Annotated in this window: 12 protein-coding genes; 6 read left to right on the plus strand and 6 right to left on the minus strand. The window is 60.7% G+C overall.

The genetic code is table 11. The features are described from left to right. Positions 1-406, plus strand: a 406-nt coding sequence (locus tag IOD40_RS14215; protein ID WP_233714001.1) for a transposase, incomplete at its 5' end; no start/stop codon positions are given. Between the two features lie 538 nt (positions 407-944). On the opposite strand, the gene IOD40_RS14220 is transcribed toward IOD40_RS14215, so the two are convergent. The 3 genes from IOD40_RS14220 to IOD40_RS14230 form a co-directional block, all read right to left on the minus strand. After that, positions 945-2,240, minus strand: a complete 1,296-nt coding sequence (locus IOD40_RS14220) for a sulfurtransferase (RefSeq protein WP_198477325.1) — start codon at positions 2,238-2,240, stop codon at positions 945-947. Positions 2,241-2,365: 125 nt separating this feature from the next. Continuing rightward, a complete protein-coding gene (locus IOD40_RS14225; protein ID WP_198477327.1) occupies positions 2,366-3,088 on the minus strand; it encodes a cytochrome c biogenesis CcdA family protein in 723 nt (240 codons plus the stop codon). Then, a complete protein-coding gene (locus tag IOD40_RS14230) occupies positions 3,089-3,721 on the minus strand; it encodes a thioredoxin family protein (RefSeq protein WP_198477328.1) in 633 nt (210 codons plus the stop codon). On the opposite strand from IOD40_RS14230, the gene IOD40_RS14235 reads away from it, so the two are divergent. The 3 genes from IOD40_RS14235 to IOD40_RS14245 are packed head-to-tail and all read left to right on the plus strand — an operon-like array spanning position 3,711 to position 5,772. Continuing rightward, positions 3,711-4,922, plus strand: a complete 1,212-nt coding sequence (locus tag IOD40_RS14235) for a YeeE/YedE family protein (protein ID WP_198477329.1) — start codon at positions 3,711-3,713, stop codon at positions 4,920-4,922. The genes IOD40_RS14230 and IOD40_RS14235 overlap by 11 nt on opposite strands. Next, positions 4,919-5,200 carry a hypothetical protein gene (locus tag IOD40_RS14240; protein ID WP_198477330.1) on the plus strand — a complete coding sequence of 94 codons (282 nt, stop codon included), beginning with the start codon at positions 4,919-4,921 and terminating at the stop codon, positions 5,198-5,200. Before IOD40_RS14235 ends, IOD40_RS14240 begins: the two co-directional genes overlap by 4 nt. Beyond that, positions 5,200-5,772, plus strand: coding sequence for a DUF6969 family protein (locus tag IOD40_RS14245; RefSeq protein WP_198477331.1), 573 nt, complete (start codon positions 5,200-5,202; stop codon positions 5,770-5,772). Before IOD40_RS14240 ends, IOD40_RS14245 begins: the two co-directional genes overlap by 1 nt. A 906-nt stretch (positions 5,773-6,678) precedes the next feature. Here IOD40_RS14245 and gyrB read toward each other — a convergent pair. Beyond that, positions 6,679-9,126, minus strand: coding sequence for a DNA topoisomerase (ATP-hydrolyzing) subunit B (gene gyrB, locus IOD40_RS14250; RefSeq protein WP_198477332.1), 2,448 nt, complete (start codon positions 9,124-9,126; stop codon positions 6,679-6,681). A gap of 293 nt (positions 9,127-9,419) precedes the next feature. Between gyrB and IOD40_RS14255 the strand changes: the two genes are divergently transcribed. Together IOD40_RS14255 and IOD40_RS14260 are read left to right on the plus strand one after the other, a co-directional pair. Then, positions 9,420-17,870 carry a GH36-type glycosyl hydrolase domain-containing protein gene (locus IOD40_RS14255; RefSeq protein ID WP_198477339.1) on the plus strand — a complete coding sequence of 2,817 codons (8,451 nt, stop codon included), beginning with the start codon at positions 9,420-9,422 and terminating at the stop codon, positions 17,868-17,870. Positions 17,871-18,057: 187 nt separating this feature from the next. After that, entirely contained in the window at positions 18,058-19,848 is a 1,791-nt protein-coding gene (locus IOD40_RS14260) for a glucan ABC transporter ATP-binding protein/ permease (protein WP_198477341.1), read from the plus strand. Between the two features lie 6 nt (positions 19,849-19,854). Here IOD40_RS14260 and bfr read toward each other — a convergent pair whose 3' ends face one another. Together bfr and IOD40_RS14270 are read right to left on the minus strand one after the other, a co-directional pair. Beyond that, entirely contained in the window at positions 19,855-20,340 is a 486-nt protein-coding gene (gene bfr, locus IOD40_RS14265; protein ID WP_198477343.1) for a bacterioferritin, read from the minus strand. Further along, complete coding sequence (locus tag IOD40_RS14270) at positions 20,306-20,617, minus strand: (2Fe-2S)-binding protein (RefSeq protein WP_198477459.1); 312 nt, start codon at positions 20,615-20,617, stop codon at positions 20,306-20,308. Before IOD40_RS14270 ends, bfr begins: the two co-directional genes overlap by 35 nt. Between the last annotated feature and the right edge of the window lie 327 nt (positions 20,618-20,944).

Raw genomic sequence — 20,944 nt, forward strand, 5'->3', positions numbered from 1 at the left:
ACTTGCCAGCCTCGATGACGAGATGGACGGCCACATCCGCAAATCACCGATCTGGCTGGTGCGCCGACAGTTGCTCACCTCCATGCCGGGCGTGGGCACAGTGACCGCACGCACGCTCCTGGCCGAGCTTCCAGAACTTGGGCAGCTTGACCGGCGTCAGATCACGGCGCTGGTCGGACTGGCACCCTTCACGCGCCAGTCAGGCAAATGGCGCGGCAAGAGCTTCATTGGCGGCGGGCGAAGCGGGGTGCGAGCGAGCCTCTTCATGGCCGCCCTCAGCGCCGTCCGCGATCGGCTGGTCGCTGCCGGCAAGCCCAAACTCGTCGCGCTGGTAGCTGCCATGCGCAAACTCGTCACCATCCTCAACGCCATGCTCCGGGACAGCAAACCATGGAAAACAGCTTGACCCCCAACACAGTCGCTCCCCCTCACGAGGGGGAGGATCCGTGCGGGCGGGGATCGTACCGAAAGCTTTTTGGACGGCCTGCTGAGACGTCCAGAGCTGGGCGGTATGCCTCGATGATCTTGGCACTGATGATCCTCCCCTCGCGAGGGGGAGGTGGCGCGAAGCGACGGAGGGGGCTGAGGGTGAGAACCTAAGCAGAGGCAGCTATTTAGGGATCTTCTATGGAGACGACGGCCCCACCTTCGACGACAACAAGCAGCCTCATCGACATCGCTGTTCAAGGTTCCGAAGTCTGACGCGCTTTGCATACCATCGCCTGCTGACGGCCGCCGCCCAGAACATCGCGACAATCGCTCAGGCGCTGACAATGCCCGCCCAATCCGGCCTCGCCTACGTGCTTCCAGCGCCTTGCGGCTGGCCCGAAATACCAGACCGTCAAACCCGTAAAGCAAAACCCCGCCAAAAAATGACGGGGTTTATGCATGGTCTGACGGGCGCATGTCGCGCCCGTCTTGGAAAGAAATATCTGTAGCTTCTATCAGCCGCGACGCATTGCGCCGTTTTCCCAGCCTTCGAACTTGCCGGTGAAGAAGTCGACGTTCTTGAAGCCGAGGAGCGACAGGACCGTGTAGGAGTGCGTCAGCTGGACGCCACCGCGGGTGAACAGGATCACCTGCTTGTCCGGCGTCACGCCAGCTTCCTGATAAAGCTTCTTCAAATCGTCTGCGCCCTTGAGGACACGGTTCTCATCCAGTGTCGTATCCCAGAAGACGTTGACCGAGCCGGGGATCTGGCCTGCGCCATAATCCGATGGCGAGCGGACATCGACGATCACGACGTTCGGGTTGGCAGCCAGTTCCTTCACTTCTTCGGCGGTCAGGAACTTCGGACCTTCCTCACCAGTATTCTCGCCGGTGAACCCGTAGTTGTTCAGAGCCAGGGCCTGCCCAGCCTTCGGATCACGGCTCCACTCGTCCCAGCTCTCGTCATAGATGCGGACGTTCTTGTAGCCGAGGTTGCGCAGCGCAATGTAGTTGTTGGCGGCAGCAACACCCGAACCGCAATAGGAAAGGATTTCCTTTTCCTTGTCGATGCCACGCGAAGCAAGCAGACCCGACAGAACGTCCTCCGGCTGAACCTTCCTGTCTTCCGCCAGAAGTCGGGATGCCGACAGCGATTTGGCACCCGGAATATGGCCATCGACGAAAGCATCTGCGTTGCGGCCGTCGACGATCACGGAGTCATTGGCCCTGATCTTGGTCTCGACATAGGCTTTGTCGACGCGCATATCGAACTTGTCGGTGATTTTGAAATCGGTCTTTGCGACTTCGACGGCTCCGGTTTCCAGCTTGTCAGTGAAAGCGCCGATGCCCCCATCCAGAACGTGGATCTTGTCCTTGAAGCCGGCATATTCCAGCGCAATGAAGGCACGGCCCGGAAGCGAATTGGTGTCGTAGATGACGAGCGTGTCGCCATTCGAAAGACCGGCTTCGCTGACGATCTGCTCGATCACCTCATCGGCCTCGAATTCGTTGCGGATGCCGTCGCGCTCCGAAACGTTGAGCTTTGCCCAGGGCAGATTGACTGCACCGGGAATGTGACCCGCCTCAAAGGCAGCCGGCTGGCGCACGTCCACGATCTTGGCACCGTTGCCAATCAGCTCCTTGAACTGTTCGAGATTGACGATGATCGGGTGCGCCGCTTCCTGCGCCTCGGCGCGGATGCTGACGATGGAGTTTGAAAGCCCTGAGCCAAGCATCGGAGCAGCGACCGTCAGCGTCAGGACGGACAGGGCACCGGCTGCAAGAAGGCGACGGGTGAAGGTGCGAAGCATTGAATAAACTCCAGAAATGCGAATGCGCTGAAAATCACAGAAGACGGAGAACGAAACAATCAACCGATTGCCAATTGCAGCCACCGTTTGAGAATATTTTTCTAAGATCGATCGAGGGGCGACAATCAAGGAGTGACGGCCCGCTCCCAACCCGTAAGTGCGGCCTCCCAGCCAGGGAACGCCTTGAAGAGAAGAATCTGGATCGACCTGTCGATGCCGAACCAGATACCAAGCCCGACGAGTAGGATGATGACGCCCATCAGCTGCTGAATGCGAGCACTGTTGCGCTTCAAAAAAGCCGTGCGCGAATAAAGACGCTGGCCGAAGAGGACGGCAGCGCCCATCGGCAGCGCGGTTCCGAGGCTGAACGAAATCGCCGTCAATGTGGACGAGAGCGTGGTCTGCTGGTTGAGCGCCAGCGTGATGACCGCTGCCATGATCGGCCCGACACAAGGCGTCCACGCAAGACCAAGGCCCGCGCCGGTGAAGAGGCCGCCGAGGAAGCCTTGCGAACCATGTCTTGATCCGCCAGCAAATCGGGACAAAAAGCCGGATGTTGCGATTTCGAAGCGCGCCTTGAATGCAGGAACTGCCAGCACCAGCCCCATCAGGATGAAGATCAGGGCAGCGGCGGTGCGATGCGCATCGGGAGAGATCGAAACCTGCCGAACGAGCAGGCTCAAAAACAGCGTGATCCCGGTAAAAAAGACCGCGAAACCAACGATGAGCCCGGCCGGCCGCCAGCGCCCTTCAATCGAGGAACTTGCCAGAATGACGGGTAGCAGTGGCAACACGCAAGGCGACAAGACCGTCACGATGCCAGCGATGAACGCGAAAAAGAGGCTCATTTAGCGGGTATTGGAATTCAGCCCGGCAATGCCGCCCGCATTCCACAGCTTCACGCCATTTGCTTGCCTGTCGAGCAGAACGAACGTGTCCTGATAGGTGACGCCGTATTCGGACTTCAGCGCCGTTTCGGTATCATAGTCAGCAATCACCAGTGTGATATCCGGTTCAATGTCGGACCACTTTTCAGAAAGTTCGGTCAATGTCAGAATGCAGTTCGGGCACCAGGCCGCGAAGAAGAAGACGACCGTTTTATCGCTCTCGGCCGCGATGGCTTTGAGATCGGTATCTGCGGAGTACTGGACAAGCGTTGCACGCTGTTCTGCTTGCTCGACACCGGCAGCCAATGACTGCGGCACCGCCAGAGGCGCCGAACCAACGAGCAGGGAAAGCGCTAGAAGCGCCGGACGAACGTACAGGGTTTTCACGGCGAAGCCTTCGGGAAGATGATCTTGGCCGCAAACTAGACGAGGCCCCTGCGCCATAGAAGGAATATTGTTCCACGCACGGCCTGTTTGACGGTGTAGATTTTCGCCGGCGCGAGGAATGCGGGTACGCGGTCCGTTCTGCCGCGGGCCGGCATATGAGATAAGCAGGCACCTTAAAATTCGGGCCCAATCCAACATGGCATACATATCTCTCGATTCCCGGCCGCAAGGCCTCAGGATCGACACTGCTCCACTGCTGGTGGTCGCTGGCGCGATCATTGCCGGCTTTGCGGTTCTGTCCTCCATCGTCAGCACGACGCAGGCGCTGCTATTCCTCGTCGGGGGCTTGCTCGGCCTTGCGCTATACCAGGCCTCGTTCGGGTTCACCGGCGGCTGGAAGCGCTTCGCCACCGAAGGGCGCAGCCGCTCGATGCGGGCGCAATTTGTGATGATTGGCCTGACGGCTATCGTCTTCATCCCGCTGATGAGCGGGCTGGTTCCGATCGACCGCAATCTCGTCGGCGCCTGGGCGCCGGTTGGCGTCTCCGTCGTTCTCGGCGCGCTGATATTCGGCCTTGGCATGCAGCTTGGCGGTGGTTGCGGCTCCGGTACGCTCTTTACCGTTGGCGGCGGCAGTGCCCGCATGCTGGTGACGCTTGCAGGCTTCATCGCCGGCGCGACGATCGGCACCGCGCATCTGCCATTCTGGCTGAGCCTTCCCTCGCTTCCCGTTGTCCGTCTGGGTGAAACCTTTGGCGGGATTGGCGGAACGCTTGTGACCCTCGCGGGCATTGCAGCAATCGTCGGGGTTCTTGCCTTTCTCGAAAAGCGCCGCCACGGCAATGTTGAGTCGATCTTCTCAGGCCTCAAGGACCTATCGCCATCGAGCTTCCTGCATGGCCCCTGGCCGCTGGTTCTTGCTGCACTTGTTCTGGCACTCGGCAACGTTTTGACCCTGCTTCTTGCCGGGCACCCGTGGTCAGTCACCTATGGCTTCGGCCTGTGGGGCGCGAAAATCGCTCAGGCCAGCGGTGTGGACGTGGCAAGCTGGGCATTCTGGGCCTCCCCCGCGCAGTCTCGCGCCCTCAACCAGAGCGTCCTCTTCGACGTTACCTCGGTAATGAATTTCGGCATCATCCTTGGTGCTGCGCTGGCTGCAGGCCTTGCGGGCAAATTTGCGCCGAAGGTCAAAGTCCCGCTTCTGTCGTGGGTTGCAGCAATTATCGGCGGGCTTCTCATGGGCTATGGTGCGCGCCTTTCCTTCGGCTGCAACATCGGCGCACTCTTCAGCGGGATTGCGTCCGGCAGTCTGCATGGATGGGTCTGGTTCGTCATGGCCTATATTGGAAGTCTGGTGGGCATTGGCCTTCGCCCCCTGTTTGGTCTCGACGGGTTCAAGAAGTCATGAGCAATAAAAAGAACACCGCCCTCTTTGCCGCTTCACTGCTCGTCGCCGTAGGTGCAGTTGCAGCTGACCATGTAACGAGCGAAGCCCCTGCCCCGCTCACAGCGGCAGAAGAATCGTTCAATCCGTGCGCAGCCGCGCTGCCGCCTCCAGCGCCGGGACAGCGCAATTATGACGATCTTGCGGATGAGTTCAGCGGCGGAACCGCTGTTCCGGCAGCCCCTGCCCCGGCTCCTGCTCCTTCGCCCGACATCAACCCCTGTTCGGCAGGTCTTCTGTAATGAGTGAGGCGAAGCAGCGCGCGGCGCAGGAGATGGCCTATTGCGAGCAGATACTCACAAAGTCCAGCACGTCCGTCCTGCTGCGCGTGCTTCCCGCCGAAGGTCTTGTGACCTGGAAGCATTATCCGGAACCGGAAGTCTTTGATCCGTCATCCGGAGCGCAGTGGTACTACCATTGCCACACCGACAGCGCTGAACTTGGCGAACACGGGCATTTTCATTGTTTCGTTCGCCCGGACGGGCGCAAGAGCGAACCCGTGCATCTGGTCGCCGTCGGCGTCACCGGACATGGCAAGATTACACGGCTGTTCACGGTCAATCAGTGGGTGGTGGGCGGTGAGTGGCGCGATGCCGAAGCCACCAACGCCCTTCTCGACCAATTCAATGTCGAAATGGCACTGCCGGACTATCTGGTGAACCGCTGGGTGACAGCGGTCCTGACCCGCTACGAGGACGAGATCGTGAAGCTGAACGTCGCCCGCGACGAACGCCTTCGGACCGACGGCCGCCCACACGAAGAATTCCACGCCGACCGCTCGATCGAGGTTCTGTCGGAGTTCAGGGTGGGGTGAAAAGGGCGCGGCAGGCGCAAGCCCGATAACGTCGCACCCGCCCCGCAGCACCCCACAATGCCCCCTCCACCATAAACGGGGGAGGTCCTCAGGCAGAGCCCTTCAATAGCTCCACCTTCTGACCTGTGGCTCGAGTGATCTGCCGCCGCGCAGGCAAGCGCTCAGTTCTTCCACCAGCACCGCCAGGTTCCTCCCCCTCATGAGGGGGAGGTGTCGCGAAGCGACGGAGGGGGGCTCGCCGAGCGCGGGGTGTAAATGCGGCGAATGAGAAAGGCCTAAACAGGGTCCGTGCAAACGAGGCAGGGCGTAGGCCCGATAGCGTCGCTCCCAAGACCAGCACTCCAACGCCCCCTTCCACCATGCTCCGCATGGTCCCCCTCCCCCATAAATGGGGGAGGATCCTCAGGCACGGCTCTTCAACATCCCTGCCATCTTATCTGGGGCTTCGATGACCTTCTGCTGCGCAGGCAAGCGCTCAGAACTTCAACCAGCACCGCCAGGTTCCTCCCCCTCATGAGGGGGAGGTGGCGCGGAGCGACGGAGGGGGCTCGCCGAGCGCGCGGTGTAAATGCGGCGAATGAGAAAGGCCTAAACAGGGTCCGTGCAAACGAGGCAGGGCGTAGGCCCGATAGCGTCGCTCCCAAGGCCAGCACTCCACAACGCCCCCTCCACCATAAATGGGGGAGGTTCCTCAGGCACGGCTCTTCAACATCCCTGCCATCTTATCTGGGGCTTCGATGACCTTCTGCCACGCAGGCAAGCGCTCAGAACTTCAACCAGCACCGCCAGGTTCCTCCCCCTCATGAGGGGGAGGTGTCGCGAAGCGACGGAGGGGGCTTGGAACCAGACTGCCGCAAACAAAAACGGGCCCCCGCGGGCCCGTTTGCGTCTTCGATGACGTTTCGATCACACGTCGAGGTTTGCGACCGAAAGCGCGTTTTCCTGGATGAAGTCGCGGCGCGGTTCGACATCGTCGCCCATGAGGCGGGAGAACAGCGAGTCGGCGTTGGTCGCGTCGGCGACCCTCACCTGCAGCAGCGAGCGGACGTTCGGATCAAGCGTCGTTTCCCAAAGCTGCTCGGCGTTCATCTCACCCAGGCCCTTGTAGCGCTGCATGGTCAGGCCGCGGCGGCCGACGGCGAAGATGATGTCGAGAAGCTGCATTGGACCGGACATTGCAGCTGATGTATCGCGACGGCGAAGAACCGGGCTTTTGCCGAAGACTTCCTGGAGCCGCTCTGCATAACGATCAAGTGCGCGCGCATCAGCCGAACCGAGAAGTGCCGCATCAAGCGTCACCGTCTCCTTCACGCCACGTACCGTGCGCTCCAGAACCAGCCCGTCAATTACGCCATCGATCTGGCTGACCGACCCGATCCAGCCGCGCTCCGTCTCCTCGGAGATCATGTCGAGGCGCTGCGCAACATAGTTGGCGGCCTCCTCGGCACGGCCCATATTGGTGAGGATTTCAGAGTTCAGCGCGCCGGCGATCACCGCCTGCTCCACGACCGAATGCAAGTAGCGGGTGTGAAGACCGTTGAGGAGCGTGCGAACGTCAAGCGCATCTTCAATTACGCTGCGCAGATCCTGGCCGGCACGCACTTCACCGCCGTCGAGTTCGAGCGTCGCATCCTCAAGGCCGGTGTTGATGAGGAATTCCTCAAACGAACGCTCATCCTTGATGTACTGGGCGCTCTTGCCGCGCGTCACTTTATAGAGCGGTGGCTGGGCGATGTAGAGGTGGCCGCGCTCGATCAGCTCCGGCATCTGACGGAAGAAGAAGGTCAGCAGCAGCGTACGAATGTGCGCACCGTCGACGTCAGCGTCAGTCATGATGATGATCTTGTGGTAGCGCAGCTTGTCGATGTTGAATTCGTCTTTGCCGATGCCCGTTCCAAGAGCCGTGATCAGCGTGCCGATCATGTCCGAGGACAGCATCCGGTCAAAGCGCGCACGCTCGACGTTCAAGATCTTACCGCGCAGCGGAAGGATCGCCTGATTCTTGCGCGAGCGACCGGATTTGGCCGAACCACCTGCCGAGTCACCCTCGACGATGAAGATTTCGGACTTGGCCGGATCGCGCTCCTGGCAGTCGGCAAGCTTGCCGGGCAGCGAGGCGATATCCAGCGCGCCCTTGCGGCGGGTAAGCTCGCGCGCGCGGCGCGCGGCCTCGCGTGCGGCAGCCGCTTCAACGACCTTGCCGACGAGGATCTTCGCTTCCCCTGGATGCTCCTCCAGCCACGTATTCAGACCTTCATTAACAAGGCTTTCAACGACAGGGCGAACCTCGGACGAAACGAGCTTGTCCTTGGTCTGCGACGAGAACTTTGGATCCGGAACCTTGACCGACAAGACCGCTGTCAGACCCTCACGGCAGTCATCGCCGGTAAGCGAGACCTTCTCCCTCTTGGAGATGCCCGAGGTGTCCGCATAGCCGGTGATCTGGCGCGTCAGCGCACCACGGAACCCGGCAAGGTGCGTGCCGCCGTCGCGTTGCGGAATGTTGTTCGTGAAGGCGAGCACGTTCTCGTGGTAGCTGTCATTCCACCACATCGACACTTCGACCGTAATGCCGTCCTTCTCGCCCGTCAGGTGGATCGGACGCGGGATCAATGCCTTCTTCGATCGGTCGAGGTACTTCACGAACTCCTCAAGACCGCCCTCATAATGCAGCTCCTGCTGCTTGATGTCGGCATGGCGCGCGTCAGTCAGCACGATGCGCACGCCCGAATTCAGGAACGCAAGCTCCCGAAGGCGGTTTTCAAGCGTGGCGAAATCGAATTCGATGTTGGTGAAGGTCTGCGGCGACGGCAGGAAGCTGACCTCGGTTCCGGTCTCCTCGCCGGCATCGCCGATGACAGCGAGCGGTGCGTCCGGAACGCCGTGCGAGAACTGGATCTGATGGATCTTGCCAGCGCGACGGATGGTGAGCCGCAGCCAGGTCGACAGTGCATTGACGACGGAAACGCCGACGCCGTGCAGACCGCCGGATACCTTGTAGGAGTTCTGGTCGAACTTACCGCCTGCGTGAAGTTGGGTCATGATGACCTCAGCCGCAGAGACGCCTTCGCCCGAGTGGATATCGGTCGGAATGCCGCGTCCGTTGTCGGTAACCGTCACCGATCCGTCGGGGTTGAGGGTAACCGTCACGCGAGTGGCATGCCCCGCCAGCGCCTCGTCGACGGCGTTGTCCACCACCTCATACACCATATGGTGGAGGCCGGATCCGTCATCAGTGTCGCCGATATACATGCCAGGACGCTTGCGGACAGCATCCAGGCCCTTGAGAACCTTAATGGAATCGGCGCCGTACTCAGATACCCCGCCGTTGACGTTCTCGGTCTGGTCGCTCATAAAGTTCCAATCTTGCCGCTCAGAAAAAAGGTGCGCTGTGACGTGTCGAATCGCGCACCTGAACTGCACTGAATATAGGCATGAACGCATTCTTTTCCAAGTTTTGGGGTTTACTCGGATGGGGATGAGAAGCGCACGCACAGATGCACACACACCGTAATCCAATTTGATGGCGGATAATACCGTCGCCGGAACAATCGCCTTACTCAATCGTTTAAAGGCAGTTCCGTAGCCGTCTATGCGCGATGCAGGCCGAAGACCAATTTGTCACGGCTTTTCGAGAGATATTGTCTATGAACGTGAATGCCGGTCCTTTGCCGGGGCGGGAAACCCTTCCCTCGTCGACACGGGGAGAATTCCCCATCAGGTCAGGTTTTCAACATCAGGGCGATCTGCACGCACTTGGCAGGAGCGTTGCAGAGGGCTCGTGCCCGCTGATCGCTAATGTGAAGAGTTTCGACCCAAGGTTGCGTACAAAGGAAAACGCGACTCACATCAGAGAAGTCGCCCAGGCGCTGGCCCGGGCGCAGCAGGCAGGCGAATTGCTGACCCCGGCCGCCAATTGGTTGCTCGACAATTCCCATGTCATTGAAGCGGCGATTGCAGGTATCCGCCGCGATCTGCCGCCCCGTTTTTACCTTGAATTGCCGGAGCTTGCCGGGGCAGGCATCCCGCGTGTCCAGGCCATCGCCTGGGCATATGTCGCCCACAGCGACAGCGCCGTCACAGCTGACGGCTTCAGAGAGATCGTTGAAGGCTTCCAGCAGGTGCAGCCGCTGCGAATCGGCGAATTGTGGGCGCTCCCATCGATCCTGCGCTTTGTCCTTGTGGAAAATCTGCGTCGCCTTGCACTTCGGGTAGCGGGCGCACGAGACATGCGCCTTGCAGCCAATGCCCTTGCGGACCGGCTCGCAGCCCTCCCCGCAGATGAGGCCACCAAGCTTCTCGGTGAGCACCGCCACCATGCAATGGATCGCGTCTTCTCCACCCAGCTTCTGTTTCGGCTGCGTGACGGGTCTGTCTCGTCAGGCGCTACGCTGGGCTGGCTGGAAAGCGAGCTCGAAGCCTCGGGAACGGATGCGGAAGAAGCAACGCTCGCCGAACACGCCAATCTTTCCGCCGGGAACGTAACCACCGGCAACATCATCAAGGGTCTGCGGCTGCTTGATGACATCGACTGGACAGACTGGTTCGAGACAGTCAGCAGTGTCGACAAATTGCTGCGCGAAAACACCGATTTCGCCGCGCTGGATTTCCAGTCCCGGGACACCTATCGCCGGGCGATCGAAAATCTGGCGAAACGTTCGGGCAAGGAAGAGACGGACGTTGCGCGCGCTGCACTCAATTTCGCGCGTGAGCGCAACGAGGACATAGGCTGTGTCCTTGCGGGCGATGAGCAGGAGAGCTTCGAAAAAGAGCTCGGCTACAATCCGCCCTTCACCCTGAAGCTCTACCGTGCCTACCGACGCTCCGGCTGGCTGGGGATGGTAGTGCCGGTTGCCCTTTTGTCGTTGGCGCTGATCGCCGCCGCCGCCTGGGCACTGACATCTGCGGGACTTTCGGCGGGAACGGTGGCGCTCCTCGCCCTGCTCTTTGCCTTCCCCGCGTCCGAAGCCGCGATGGGGTTGTTCAATACCATCGTCTCAACCTTCGTGCGCCCAACCCGGCTCATCGGCTTCGAATACAAGAACGGCGTTCCGGCTCATGCGCGCACGCTGGTCGCCGTGCCCACCATGTTTGGCAGCCGCGACGACGTCGACGAGGCGGTGCGCGATCTTGAAGTGCACTATCTCGCCAATATGACGGGCGAACTGCATTTCGCGATCCTGTCGGATTGGCCTGACAGCGATGATGAGCAGGGCCCGGCAGATCTCGCTTTGCTGGATTATGCGACCAAGCAGGTCGCTTCGCTCAATGCCCGCTATCCCAAGGAAGGGCACGACCGCTTTTTCCTGCTCCATCGCAAGCGGCTCTACAACCCGTCCGAGGGGTGCTGGATGGGCTGGGAGCGCAAGCGCGGCAAGCTGCACGAACTCAACGCGATGCTGAGGGGAGATCAGGACACCACCTTTTTCCCGGCTGCATCGCCTCTGCCGACCGACATTGTCCACGTCATGACGCTGGACTCTGACACCCGCATGACCCGCGACACGGTGGCCAAGCTCGTCGGCAAGATGACACATCCCTTGAACGTGCCGGTGCTGAACAAGAAGGGCGACCGGGTCATTTCCGGTTATGGCATCCTGCAGCCGCGCGTTACCGCTTCGCTGACAAGCGGTGAGGAATCGTCGGTATTTCAAAGGGTCTACTCCGCCAATCGCGGCATCGATCCTTACGTCTTTGCGGTGTCTGATACTTATCAGGACCTTTTTGGCGACGGCACATTCACCGGCAAGGGCCTTTACCACATTGATGCGATGGAAGCGGCGCTCAAGGGCCGTATCCCGGAGAACGCCATTCTCTCGCACGATCTCATCGAGGGCTCCTTTGCGCGGGCCGCGCTCGTCACCGATGTCGAGGTGATCGAGGATTACCCGACACGATATATCGTCGACGCTTCGCGCCACCACCGCTGGGCCCGCGGCGACTGGCAGCTCCTGCGTTGGATCTTCAACCCGGGTTCAGGCGTACCTGCCCTGTCGCGTTGGAAGATGATCGACAATCTGCGCCGTTCGCTGCTGCCGATTTTCTGGGTCGCGGCTTCGATTGCTGGATGGACGGTCCTGCCGTTCACCCAAGCTGCGCAGTGGCAGGCCTTGATGGTGCTGAGTCTGTTCCTGTCCGCAACCTATCATCTTGTCGATTCGATCATCCCGCGGGACAGTGAATCGCGCATCAAGGCGCATCTGGCCTCCGTTGGTCGGGACATCGCGTTCTCAAGTGCGCTTGTTGCCTCAAAGATGGTGTTGATGGCGCATGCGGCTGCGTCCTATGCGGATGCCATCGTGCGCACGCTGTATCGCCTGTTCGTGTCGCGCAAGCAATTGCTGGAGTGGAGAACGGCATCGAGCGTTGCCCGCTCGGGTGATCGCGGTCTGATCGGTCATTATTTCCAGATGTCCGGCGTGGTGCCCGTCGCCCTGATTGCAGCGGCGATCCCGCTTGCTGGCGGCACGACCGGCGCCTGGATTGCGGCATTCTTCTCCTTGTTATGGGTCGGCTCACCCGCCTTTGCCTGGTTTGTCAGCCAGTCTGCCGAAACCGAGGACCGTCTTGTGGTCGCCCCCGAGGACAAGGCCGAACTGCGCGACATTGCTCGGCGAACCTGGCTCTATTTCGAGACCTTCGTCACGGAAGAGCACAACATGCTGCCGCCGGACAACTTCCAGGAGGTGCCGGCACCGGTGGTCGCGGCGCGCACGTCGCCGACCAATATCGGCATGTATCTTCTTTCCACCATCGCAGCGCGAGATTTTGGCTGGATCAGCCTCGCGGAAACCGCTGACCGCCTCGATCGGACGCTGACGACGATGGAGAAGATGGAGCGCCATCGCGGTCATCTCTACAATTGGTATGAAACGCGCACGCTTCGGCCGCTTCACCCCCTCTACATCTCGTCGGTCGACAGCGGCAATCTTGCAGGCCATCTGATTGCCGTCGCAGCGGCGTGCGATGAATGGACCCACGCGCTCGCAGCCCACCTTCAGGGCGATTTCGAAGGAATCATCGACGTTACGGGGATCCTGGAAGAGCGGCTGGAAAACCTGCCGGATGACCGGCGCCTTCTCAGGCCGCTTCGTCACCGTCTCGCCGAGCGCATAGACGGCATGCGGCGCGCGGTGAACACCATCCGGTCCGAGCCGGAGACGGCCGCCATCCGAACCATCAACCTCACGGTTCTTGCGGCCGACATCATGCGTCTTGCCCGCGGGCTTGATGAGGAGATCGGATCTGCAGCTTCGAAGGATGTGCTGCTCTGGGCCGGTAAGCTCGAAAAGGCATGCGAGGCTCACCTCAACGATTCCCATACCGCAGGGAACGGCACGCCGCGTCTGCGTGAACGGTTTGCAACGCTGCGGGACCGTGCGCGCAAATACGCATTCGAGATGGATTTCTCGTTCTTGCTGCGCGAGGATCGCAAGCTTCTGTCGATCGGCTACCGCGTTGAAGAGCGCCAGCTCGACGAAGCCTGCTACGACCTTCTCGCCTCCGAAGCTCGCCTGACGAGCCTCTTCGGCATTGCCAAGGGCGATCTGCCGACCGAGCACTGGTTCCGCCTAGGCCGTCCCGTTACCGAGATCGGATTTTCGGGCGCGCTGCTGTCTTGGTCGGGCTCGATGTTCGAATATCTGATGCCGCCGCTGGTGATGCAGGAACCCGCCGGCGGACTTCTGACCCAGACCAACCGTCTGATCGTCGCCAAGCAGATGGCATATGGCCGTTCACGCGGTGTTCCATGGGGTATCTCCGAGGCGGCATATAATGCGCGCGACCGGGAGATGACTTATCAATACACCAATTTCGGTGTCCCGGGTCTCGGCCTCAAGCGCGGCCTTGCGCACGATCTGGTAATTGCGCCCTATGCAAGTCTTCTCGCGGCGCAGTTCCGCCCTGCCGCTGCGGTTGCGAACCTCAAGCGGCTGCGCGCGCACGGCGCACTGGGGCGCTACGGCTTCTATGACGCAGTGGACTTCACGCCCGATCGTCTGCCGGAAGGCTATCGCCGCGCGATCGTGAAGAACTTCATGGCGCACCACCACGGCATGTCGATCGTGGCGGTAGACAATGTGGTGTTCGAGGGCCGGATGCGCGAACGCTTCCACTCGGACCCGGTGATCAAGGCAGCTGAACTGCTATTGCAGGAGAAGGCTCCGCGCGATGTGCCGGAAATGCCGATCCGCGCCGACACGGCCGAACGGATCAAGCCTGCGCTTGTTGACGAGCGCCCGGACTCGCGCTCGATCAGCGACCCGCTTAACGCAACTCCCGCTCTCGCGCTCCTGTCGAACGGCCATTACCACGTGATGGTGACCGCTACCGGCGCGGGCTACAGCCGGGCTGATGAAGTGGCCGTTACACGCTGGAATGGCGATGCCCTTGAAGAGCAATCGGGCACCTTCCTGTTCATATCGGACCCTCAAACTGGTGAGTGGTGGTCTGCGACTGCTGCGCCGAAAAGAGCGCCCGGAGAGGTCTGCCACACCACATTCCATGACGACAAGGCGGTGTTCCAGAAGACCGTTGGCACGCTGCGGTCCGAGGTCGAGTGCATAGCCGTGCAGGAGGGCAACGGTGAAGCACGCCGCATCACCCTCTTCAATGACAGCGATCGCGACCGCCATGTCGAGGTGACGTCGTTCGCCGAGCTTGCTCTCAACTTCGATGCCGCAGATGACGCGCATCCGGCGTTCTCGAAGATGTTCGTCAAGACGGAGATCGATCTGTCTTCATCAACGATCTTTGCTGAAAGACAGCGCCGCTCGAACTCGGACCCGACCATCGCCCTCGCACATTTTGTGACGTCGGCAGAAGGCGTGGCGCGTGAAGTCGAAGCCGAAACCGATCGACGCAACTTCATCGGCCGGGGCCGTTCGATTGTCAGCGCCGCTGCTTTCGATCCGGCGGCGCGATTGACGAACTCTGCAGGCTTCACGATGGACCCGGTCGCTGCCCTTCGTGCGAGGGTGCGCGTTCCGGCGCGTCGCAAGGTGTCCTTGACGTTCTGGACGGTAACTGCAGCAAACCGGATCGATGTCGGCCGGGAAATGCTTCGCTTCCAGCAACCGGACAGCTTTCAGCGGCAGGCGACCTTGTCATGGACGCGCTCGCAGGTGCAGACACGTCATGTCGGGCTCAGCCTTGCGGAAGCGGCAGGTGTGCAAAAGCTCGCCCGTCACCTCCTCTTCGCCGACCCGACCCTGCGTGCCACCGCCGACAGCATCGCCACCGGTCTTGGCCCGCAATCATCGCTGTGGCCGATGGCAATATCCGGCGATTTCCCGATCTTCGCGCTGCGCATCGGCCTGATTGCCGATCTGCACATTGTCGCTTCGGCGCTCAGAATGCAGGAGTATCTGCGATCGCATGGTGTCGTTGTCGATCTGGTGATCATCAACGAGCAATCGTCCTCCTACGTGCAGGACCTGCAGCAGGCGATCGAGCAATTGTGCGAAAATGCGCGACTGCGTGGCCGCGAGCTGGGACCTCGTCAGCACATTTTCGCGGTGCGCCGCGACCTGATGGATGAAGCGTCCTACCGGACGCTGATCGCCTCTGCGCGCGTCGTCATGCACACACGCAATGGCGAGGTCCTCGATCAGGTTGAACGTGCAAGCCAGAACTCGCGGTTGCTTGCGCCAGCACGCGTTCCCGACGCCATGCGCTCTGCGCGGCTGCCGCAGCGCGCCAGCGGCGATGATTTGGCCTTCTGGAACGGCTTTGGCGGCTTCGCCGATGGCGGACGCGAATATGTTGTGCGGCTCAGCGGGCGGACCACAACGCCCCACCCGTGGATCAATGTGATCGCCAACCGCGAATTCGGCTTCCACACATCCGCCGACGGCGCGTCCTTCACATGGAGCCGCAACAGCCGTGATTTCCAGCTGACGCCCTGGTCAAATGATCCGGTCACGGATCGGCCGGGGGAGGCAATCTACATTCACGATCTGGCGTCCGGCGAGGCCTTCTCGCCTCTCGCCTGCGTTCTGCGTGATCCGGCCATTGTCTATGAAGCCCGCCATGCGCGCGGAATGTCGAGATTCAGCATCATGCGCGGGGCGCTGTCTGCTGAGCTGACGCAGCTGGTAGATTGGATGGAGCCGGTCAAAATTCAGCGGCTGACGATCCGGAACTCCGGCTCAAGCCCGGCAAAATTGCGCGTCTATGCTTATGCCGAATGGGTCATGGGCACGAGCAGGGCCAAGTCGGCTCCCCTGATCGTACCCGGACATGATGCAGATACGGGAACGCTGTTTGCCTGCAATCCCTATCATCTCGATTTCGGCGACCGCGTTGCTTTCCTTGCATGCAACGGGAATGCGCAGCATTTTACCAGCGACCGGGCCGAGTTCATCGGTGCAGGAGGCTCCAGCCGGATGCCGGCTGCGCCACTTTCAGGCGCGGTGCTCTCTGGCTCGGTTGAAGCCGGCTCGGACAGTTGTGCTGCGCTTTCCTGCGATATCGAAGTTGCAGCTGGTGAGACGGCATCCGTGCTTTTCGTGTTGGGCGATGCCGATTCTCCGGATGCCGCAATAGCCCGTGCGCAAAGCCATCTTGCCCGTGATTTTGACCAGAGGGTGAGCGACAACCGCGAGAGCTGGGAGACGTTTGCCAGCGCGCTCCAGGTCGAAACGCCGGATCCGGCATTTGATGCGATGGTCAATGTCTGGCTTCCCTATCAGGCCCTTGCCTGCCGGCTACGGGCGCGTTCGGCCTTCTACCAGGCGAGCGGTGCCTTCGGGTTCCGCGATCAGCTGCAGGATACTCTGGGACTGCTTCTATACGACCCTTCACTGGCACGGGAGCAGATCCTCAATGCAGCGTCGCGCCAGTTTTCGGAGGGCGACGTGCAGCATTGGTGGCTGCCGCGGACCGGTGCCGGCGTGCGCACCAGGATCTCGGACGACGTGGTCTGGCTTGCCCATGCGACGCAGCACTATATCCGCTCAACCGGCGATCACTCCATCCTCGATGAAGAAGTTGCCTTCATCGAAGGACAGCTGCTCAAGGAAGATGCGCATGATGCCTTCTTCACGCCGGAGACCGCAGCCGAGAGCGCCAGCCTTTACGAGCACTGCGCGCGTGCACTCGATCTTGCCATAGAGCGCACCGGCGAAAACGGTTTGCCGCTGATCCTCGGCGGCGACTGGAACGATGGCATGGACCGCGTCGGCGAAGCAGGACGTGGTACCAGCGTCTGGCTCGGCTGGTTCTTGTTGATGACCTTGCGCGATTTCGCTGCCATTGCATTTGAGCGCGGCGACACAGCGCGGTCGGCGCACTGGCAAGACCATGCCGACCAGCTCAGAAAAGCGCTAGAGGATGCTGGCTGGGACGGTGAATGGTATCGCCGCGGGTTCTACGATGACGGTTCTCCACTCGGCTCAAAAGACGCCGACGAGTGCCAGATCGATTCGATCGCTCAATCATGGGCGGTTCTTTCTGGCGAAGCTGACCCTGAGCGGGCACAACAGGCGGTATCAAAGGCCGTCGAACTCCTGGTCGATGACAAGCTGCGGATCGCCAGGCTGTTTACCCCGCCCTTCGAGAAGACCGACAAGGAGCCGGGCTACATCAAGCGTTATCCACCGGGTGTGCGTGAAAATGGCGGCCAATACACGCACGCCGCGACCTGGCTGGTCATCGCGCTTGCGCGTCTTGGACGAGCCGATGAAGCCTGGCGGGTCTTCGAGATGCTGAACCCTGTCAGTCATGCGCTGAATGCCGATGACGCAAAGCAGTACCGTGTCGAGCCCTATGTCGTGGCGGCCGATGTTTACTCCTCGGGGGACAAGGGCGGGCGCGGCGGCTGGACCTGGTATACGGGCTCGGCCAGCTGGCTCCACCGGGCTGCCGTGGAGGGAATTCTGGGTCTTCAGCGTCGGGCCGATGTGCTGCACCTCAATCCATCACTACCGAGCGCATGGCCGGGCTTTTCTGTGCGGTTGCGCGTCTCGGACGCGGTTTACCGGATCAAGGTCCATCGGGGCGAAGAAGCGTCAGTGGAAGTTAACCGGCAAAAGGTTGACGCAATTCGTCTTGAGCGACACGGCGTACACGAGGTGATTGTGACGGTGGCCGACTGAGTTCGGCCACCCTCCTGCCATTTTCTCAAATATTTCAGTCTGTTACACGATCACGAATCGTAAAGGCTTGTCGCCGTTGTTGTTGGGGCTGACGCAACGGAATCGCGCTTTTCGCATTGTCGGCAAATGTGCCAAGGCGTAGCGTCCGCTCCCGATGCTGCGCTGCAGCAAGCGTGAGGTCTTTTGCGTGACACTTGTAGAAATCTATAGCCGGGCCCTGACATATCTGGCGGCCGACAAGCGACAGGTTACGGCGATTTGCGCCGCGAACGTCGTTCTTGCGGCTATCATGATTGCCGAGCCCATTCTTTTCGGGCGGGTGATCGAGTCGATCGCCCAGGAGAAAAGCGTGATGACCGAGATCAGCCTGTGGGCCGGGCTCGGGATCTTCAACGTAATCGCGTTCGTGCTGGTGGCTCGGGCGGCCGACCGTCTGGCGCATCGTCGGCGCGCCGAGGTGATGGCAGCTTCGTTCGAGAAGGTCATCACGATGCCGCTCGCCTGGCACCACAAGCACGGCACTTCGACGTCGCTGCACACATTGCTGCGCGCGTTGGAAACCCTGTTCGCGCTGTGGCTCGAATTTATGCGACAGCATCTGTCGACAGCGGTGGCTTTGCTTTTCCTTGTTCCGACGGCGTTGTCGCTGGACTGGCGCATGGCCTGCGTTCTGCTCGGCCTCGGCATTTCCTACGTCCTCATCGGACGTGCCGTCATGGAGAAGACCCGCGAGGGCCAGGCCGAGGTCGAGACGCACTACCATCAGGTCTTCGCCCATGTGAGCGACTCGATCAGCAATGTATCCGTGTTGCAGAGCTATGGGCGCCTCAATCAGGAAACCCAGGCGCTGCGTCGTTACACGTCCGACCTGTTGAATGCCCAGTTTCCTGTTCTGAACTGGTGGGCGCTGGCAAGTGCCCTGCACCGCCTGTCTGCGACGATCTCCATGATGGTCGTCCTGGTGATCGGCGCTGTTCTGGTCGAGCGCGGTCACCTCAACATCGGTGACATCGTTGCCTTTGCAGGTTTTGCGACGCTGCTGATCGGCCGACTCGATCAGGTAACTGCGTTCGTCACCCAGGTTTTCGAGGCACGGGCCAAGCTTGAACCTTTCTACGCCATGGAAGACGCAGGCGGGGAGCGCCGCGAACCTCTTGGCACCCGTCCGGTTGGCCGGGTGGCCGGGGATATCACCTTCGAAAATGTCTCGTTCCAGTTCCCGGACTCCGGCTCGGGTGTCGAGAACATCAGCTTTCACGTTCCTGCGGGCAAGACAGTCGCGATCGTCGGACCGACGGGTGCCGGCAAGTCTACGCTGATCAATTTGCTCCAGCGGGTCTATGATCCAAAAGTGGGCACGATCCGGGTGGACGGCATTGATACACGTTCCGTTACCCGGAGTTCGCTCCGCTCACAGATTGCGACTGTGTTCCAGGATGCCGGTTTGCTCAACCGCACGATTGAGGAGAACATCCGTCTTGGCCGTGAAGATGCCGGTTATGGTGAGGTCCACGCGGCTGCCGTTGCGGCCGCGGCTCAGGACTTCATCCTTTCCAAGAGCGATGGCTATGACACTGTGGTCGGCGAGCGCGGATCGCAGCTTTCGGGTGGCGAGCGCCAGCGCCTTGCAATCGCACGCGCCATTTTGAAAGACGCGCCAATCCTCGTCCTCGACGAGGCAACCTCGGCGCTCGACGTTGAGACCGAGATGAAAGTGAAGGATGCGATCGACCGCTTGCGGGCCAACCGCACGACCTTCGTCATCGCGCACCGTCTTTCGACCGTGTGCGACGCTGATCTCGTCATCTTCATGGACAAGGGCCACATCGTCGAGATGGGCGGGTTCCGCGAACTGGCTGAGCGCGAAGGCGGAAGGTTTTCGTCGCTGCTGCGGGCAGGTGGGCTTGGCAGCCTGACGCAGACCCCGGCGAAGGTCGCCGTGGCGGCCACCCCGGAACTGGCTCCCGAGGCGGCCTGAAGTGGCTTATTCAGCCTGGTCTGCTGACGCGGCGTTGAGAAGGCCGTACTTCTCAGTGCCGAGCTCTTCGAGAAGCTGCAGCTGCGTTTCGAGGAAATCGATATGACCTTCTTCGTCCGCCAGCAATTCTTCGAACAGCTTCATCGTGACGTAGTCGCCGACCTCGTTGCAGATCTCACGCGAGCGCTTGTAAGATGCGCGCGCGTCATATTCGCCAGCAAGATCGGCCTCCAGAACTTCCCTGACGTTCTGACCGATGCGAAGCGGCCCCACCTTTTGCAGGTTCGGGTGTCCTTCAAGGAAGATGATGCGCGCGATGATCTTGTCCGCGTGGTGCATCTCCTCGATGGATTCCTCGCGTTCCTTCTTGGCAAGCTTGATGTAGCCCCAGTCCTCAAGAAGGCGGTAGTGCAACCAGTACTGGTTGACGGCGCCCAGCTCGAGGTACAGCGCTTCGTTAAGCCGCTCGATGATCTGACTTTCGCCCTTCATGGCTCATGCTCCCGAATTGGCCGCGCAAACCACGTACACGGTCCAAGAATGGTACGATCTCGGTTTCACCTGCGCCATTGCGCAGATGGTAGTCTTCGGTGACCCGAATGATCGTTTCCACCACATTTGGGAAGCAGCCGCAACAGCGTCCTCGCTGTTTCAGACGATGGTACACCTTTGCAGGAACGATCAGCTGCCACGGATCTTCATCGAGAAGCGAGATGATCGTTTCCTCGATTTCCTTGGCGGTAATGAGATTGCAGTGGCAGACCAGCATTCGCATACTCATGGCTGGGCCGTGCTCATTCACGGCCGGGCTCGACACTCTCAGGACCGTCCGGCGTAAGCTCGTTCGGCTCGATGCGGGATATAGGTTGCCGAAGGCAGGCCCGCACCTGCCATCGCAATTGCTGCCCTTGCTGAGCCCAAAGAAGAATGAAGGAAGGCTGCGGCTCGAAAAGCCAGAGCTGCAGGCAATGGCGAGCGCCGAAATACAGTGCGGGCCTGCCGCACATAAAGGCTCTCCGTCACTGCTACCTCCAATCAACCGGGTTCAAGGCCCAGACATCAAAGGATCGCGTCAGATAACGCGGCCGCATAAAAG

It is taken from the genome of Aquamicrobium zhengzhouense (genome assembly GCF_016124105.1).
GTDB lineage: Bacteria > Pseudomonadota > Alphaproteobacteria > Rhizobiales > Rhizobiaceae > Aerobium > Aerobium zhengzhouense.

What these genes read in the sequence shown, in the direction of transcription:
- IOD40_RS14220 (WP_198477325.1), bottom strand. Translation starts at nt 2,240, where the DNA reads ATGCTTCGCACCTTCACCCGTCGCCTTCTTGCAGCCGGTGCCCTGTCC.
- IOD40_RS14225 (WP_198477327.1), bottom strand. Translation starts at nt 3,088, where the DNA reads ATGAGCCTCTTTTTCGCGTTCATCGCTGGCATCGTGACGGTCTTGTCG.
- IOD40_RS14235 (WP_198477329.1), top strand. Translation starts at nt 3,711, where the DNA reads ATGGCATACATATCTCTCGATTCCCGGCCGCAAGGCCTCAGGATCGAC.
- IOD40_RS14230 (WP_198477328.1), bottom strand. Translation starts at nt 3,721, where the DNA reads ATGTATGCCATGTTGGATTGGGCCCGAATTTTAAGGTGCCTGCTTATC.
- IOD40_RS14240 (WP_198477330.1), top strand. Translation starts at nt 4,919, where the DNA reads ATGAGCAATAAAAAGAACACCGCCCTCTTTGCCGCTTCACTGCTCGTC.
- IOD40_RS14245 (WP_198477331.1), top strand. Translation starts at nt 5,200, where the DNA reads ATGAGTGAGGCGAAGCAGCGCGCGGCGCAGGAGATGGCCTATTGCGAG.
- gyrB (WP_198477332.1), bottom strand. Translation starts at nt 9,126, where the DNA reads ATGAGCGACCAGACCGAGAACGTCAACGGCGGGGTATCTGAGTACGGC.
- IOD40_RS14255 (WP_198477339.1), top strand. Translation starts at nt 9,420, where the DNA reads ATGAACGTGAATGCCGGTCCTTTGCCGGGGCGGGAAACCCTTCCCTCG.
- bfr (WP_198477343.1), bottom strand. Translation starts at nt 20,340, where the DNA reads ATGAAGGGCGAAAGTCAGATCATCGAGCGGCTTAACGAAGCGCTGTAC.
- IOD40_RS14270 (WP_198477459.1), bottom strand. Translation starts at nt 20,617, where the DNA reads ATGCTGGTCTGCCACTGCAATCTCATTACCGCCAAGGAAATCGAGGAA.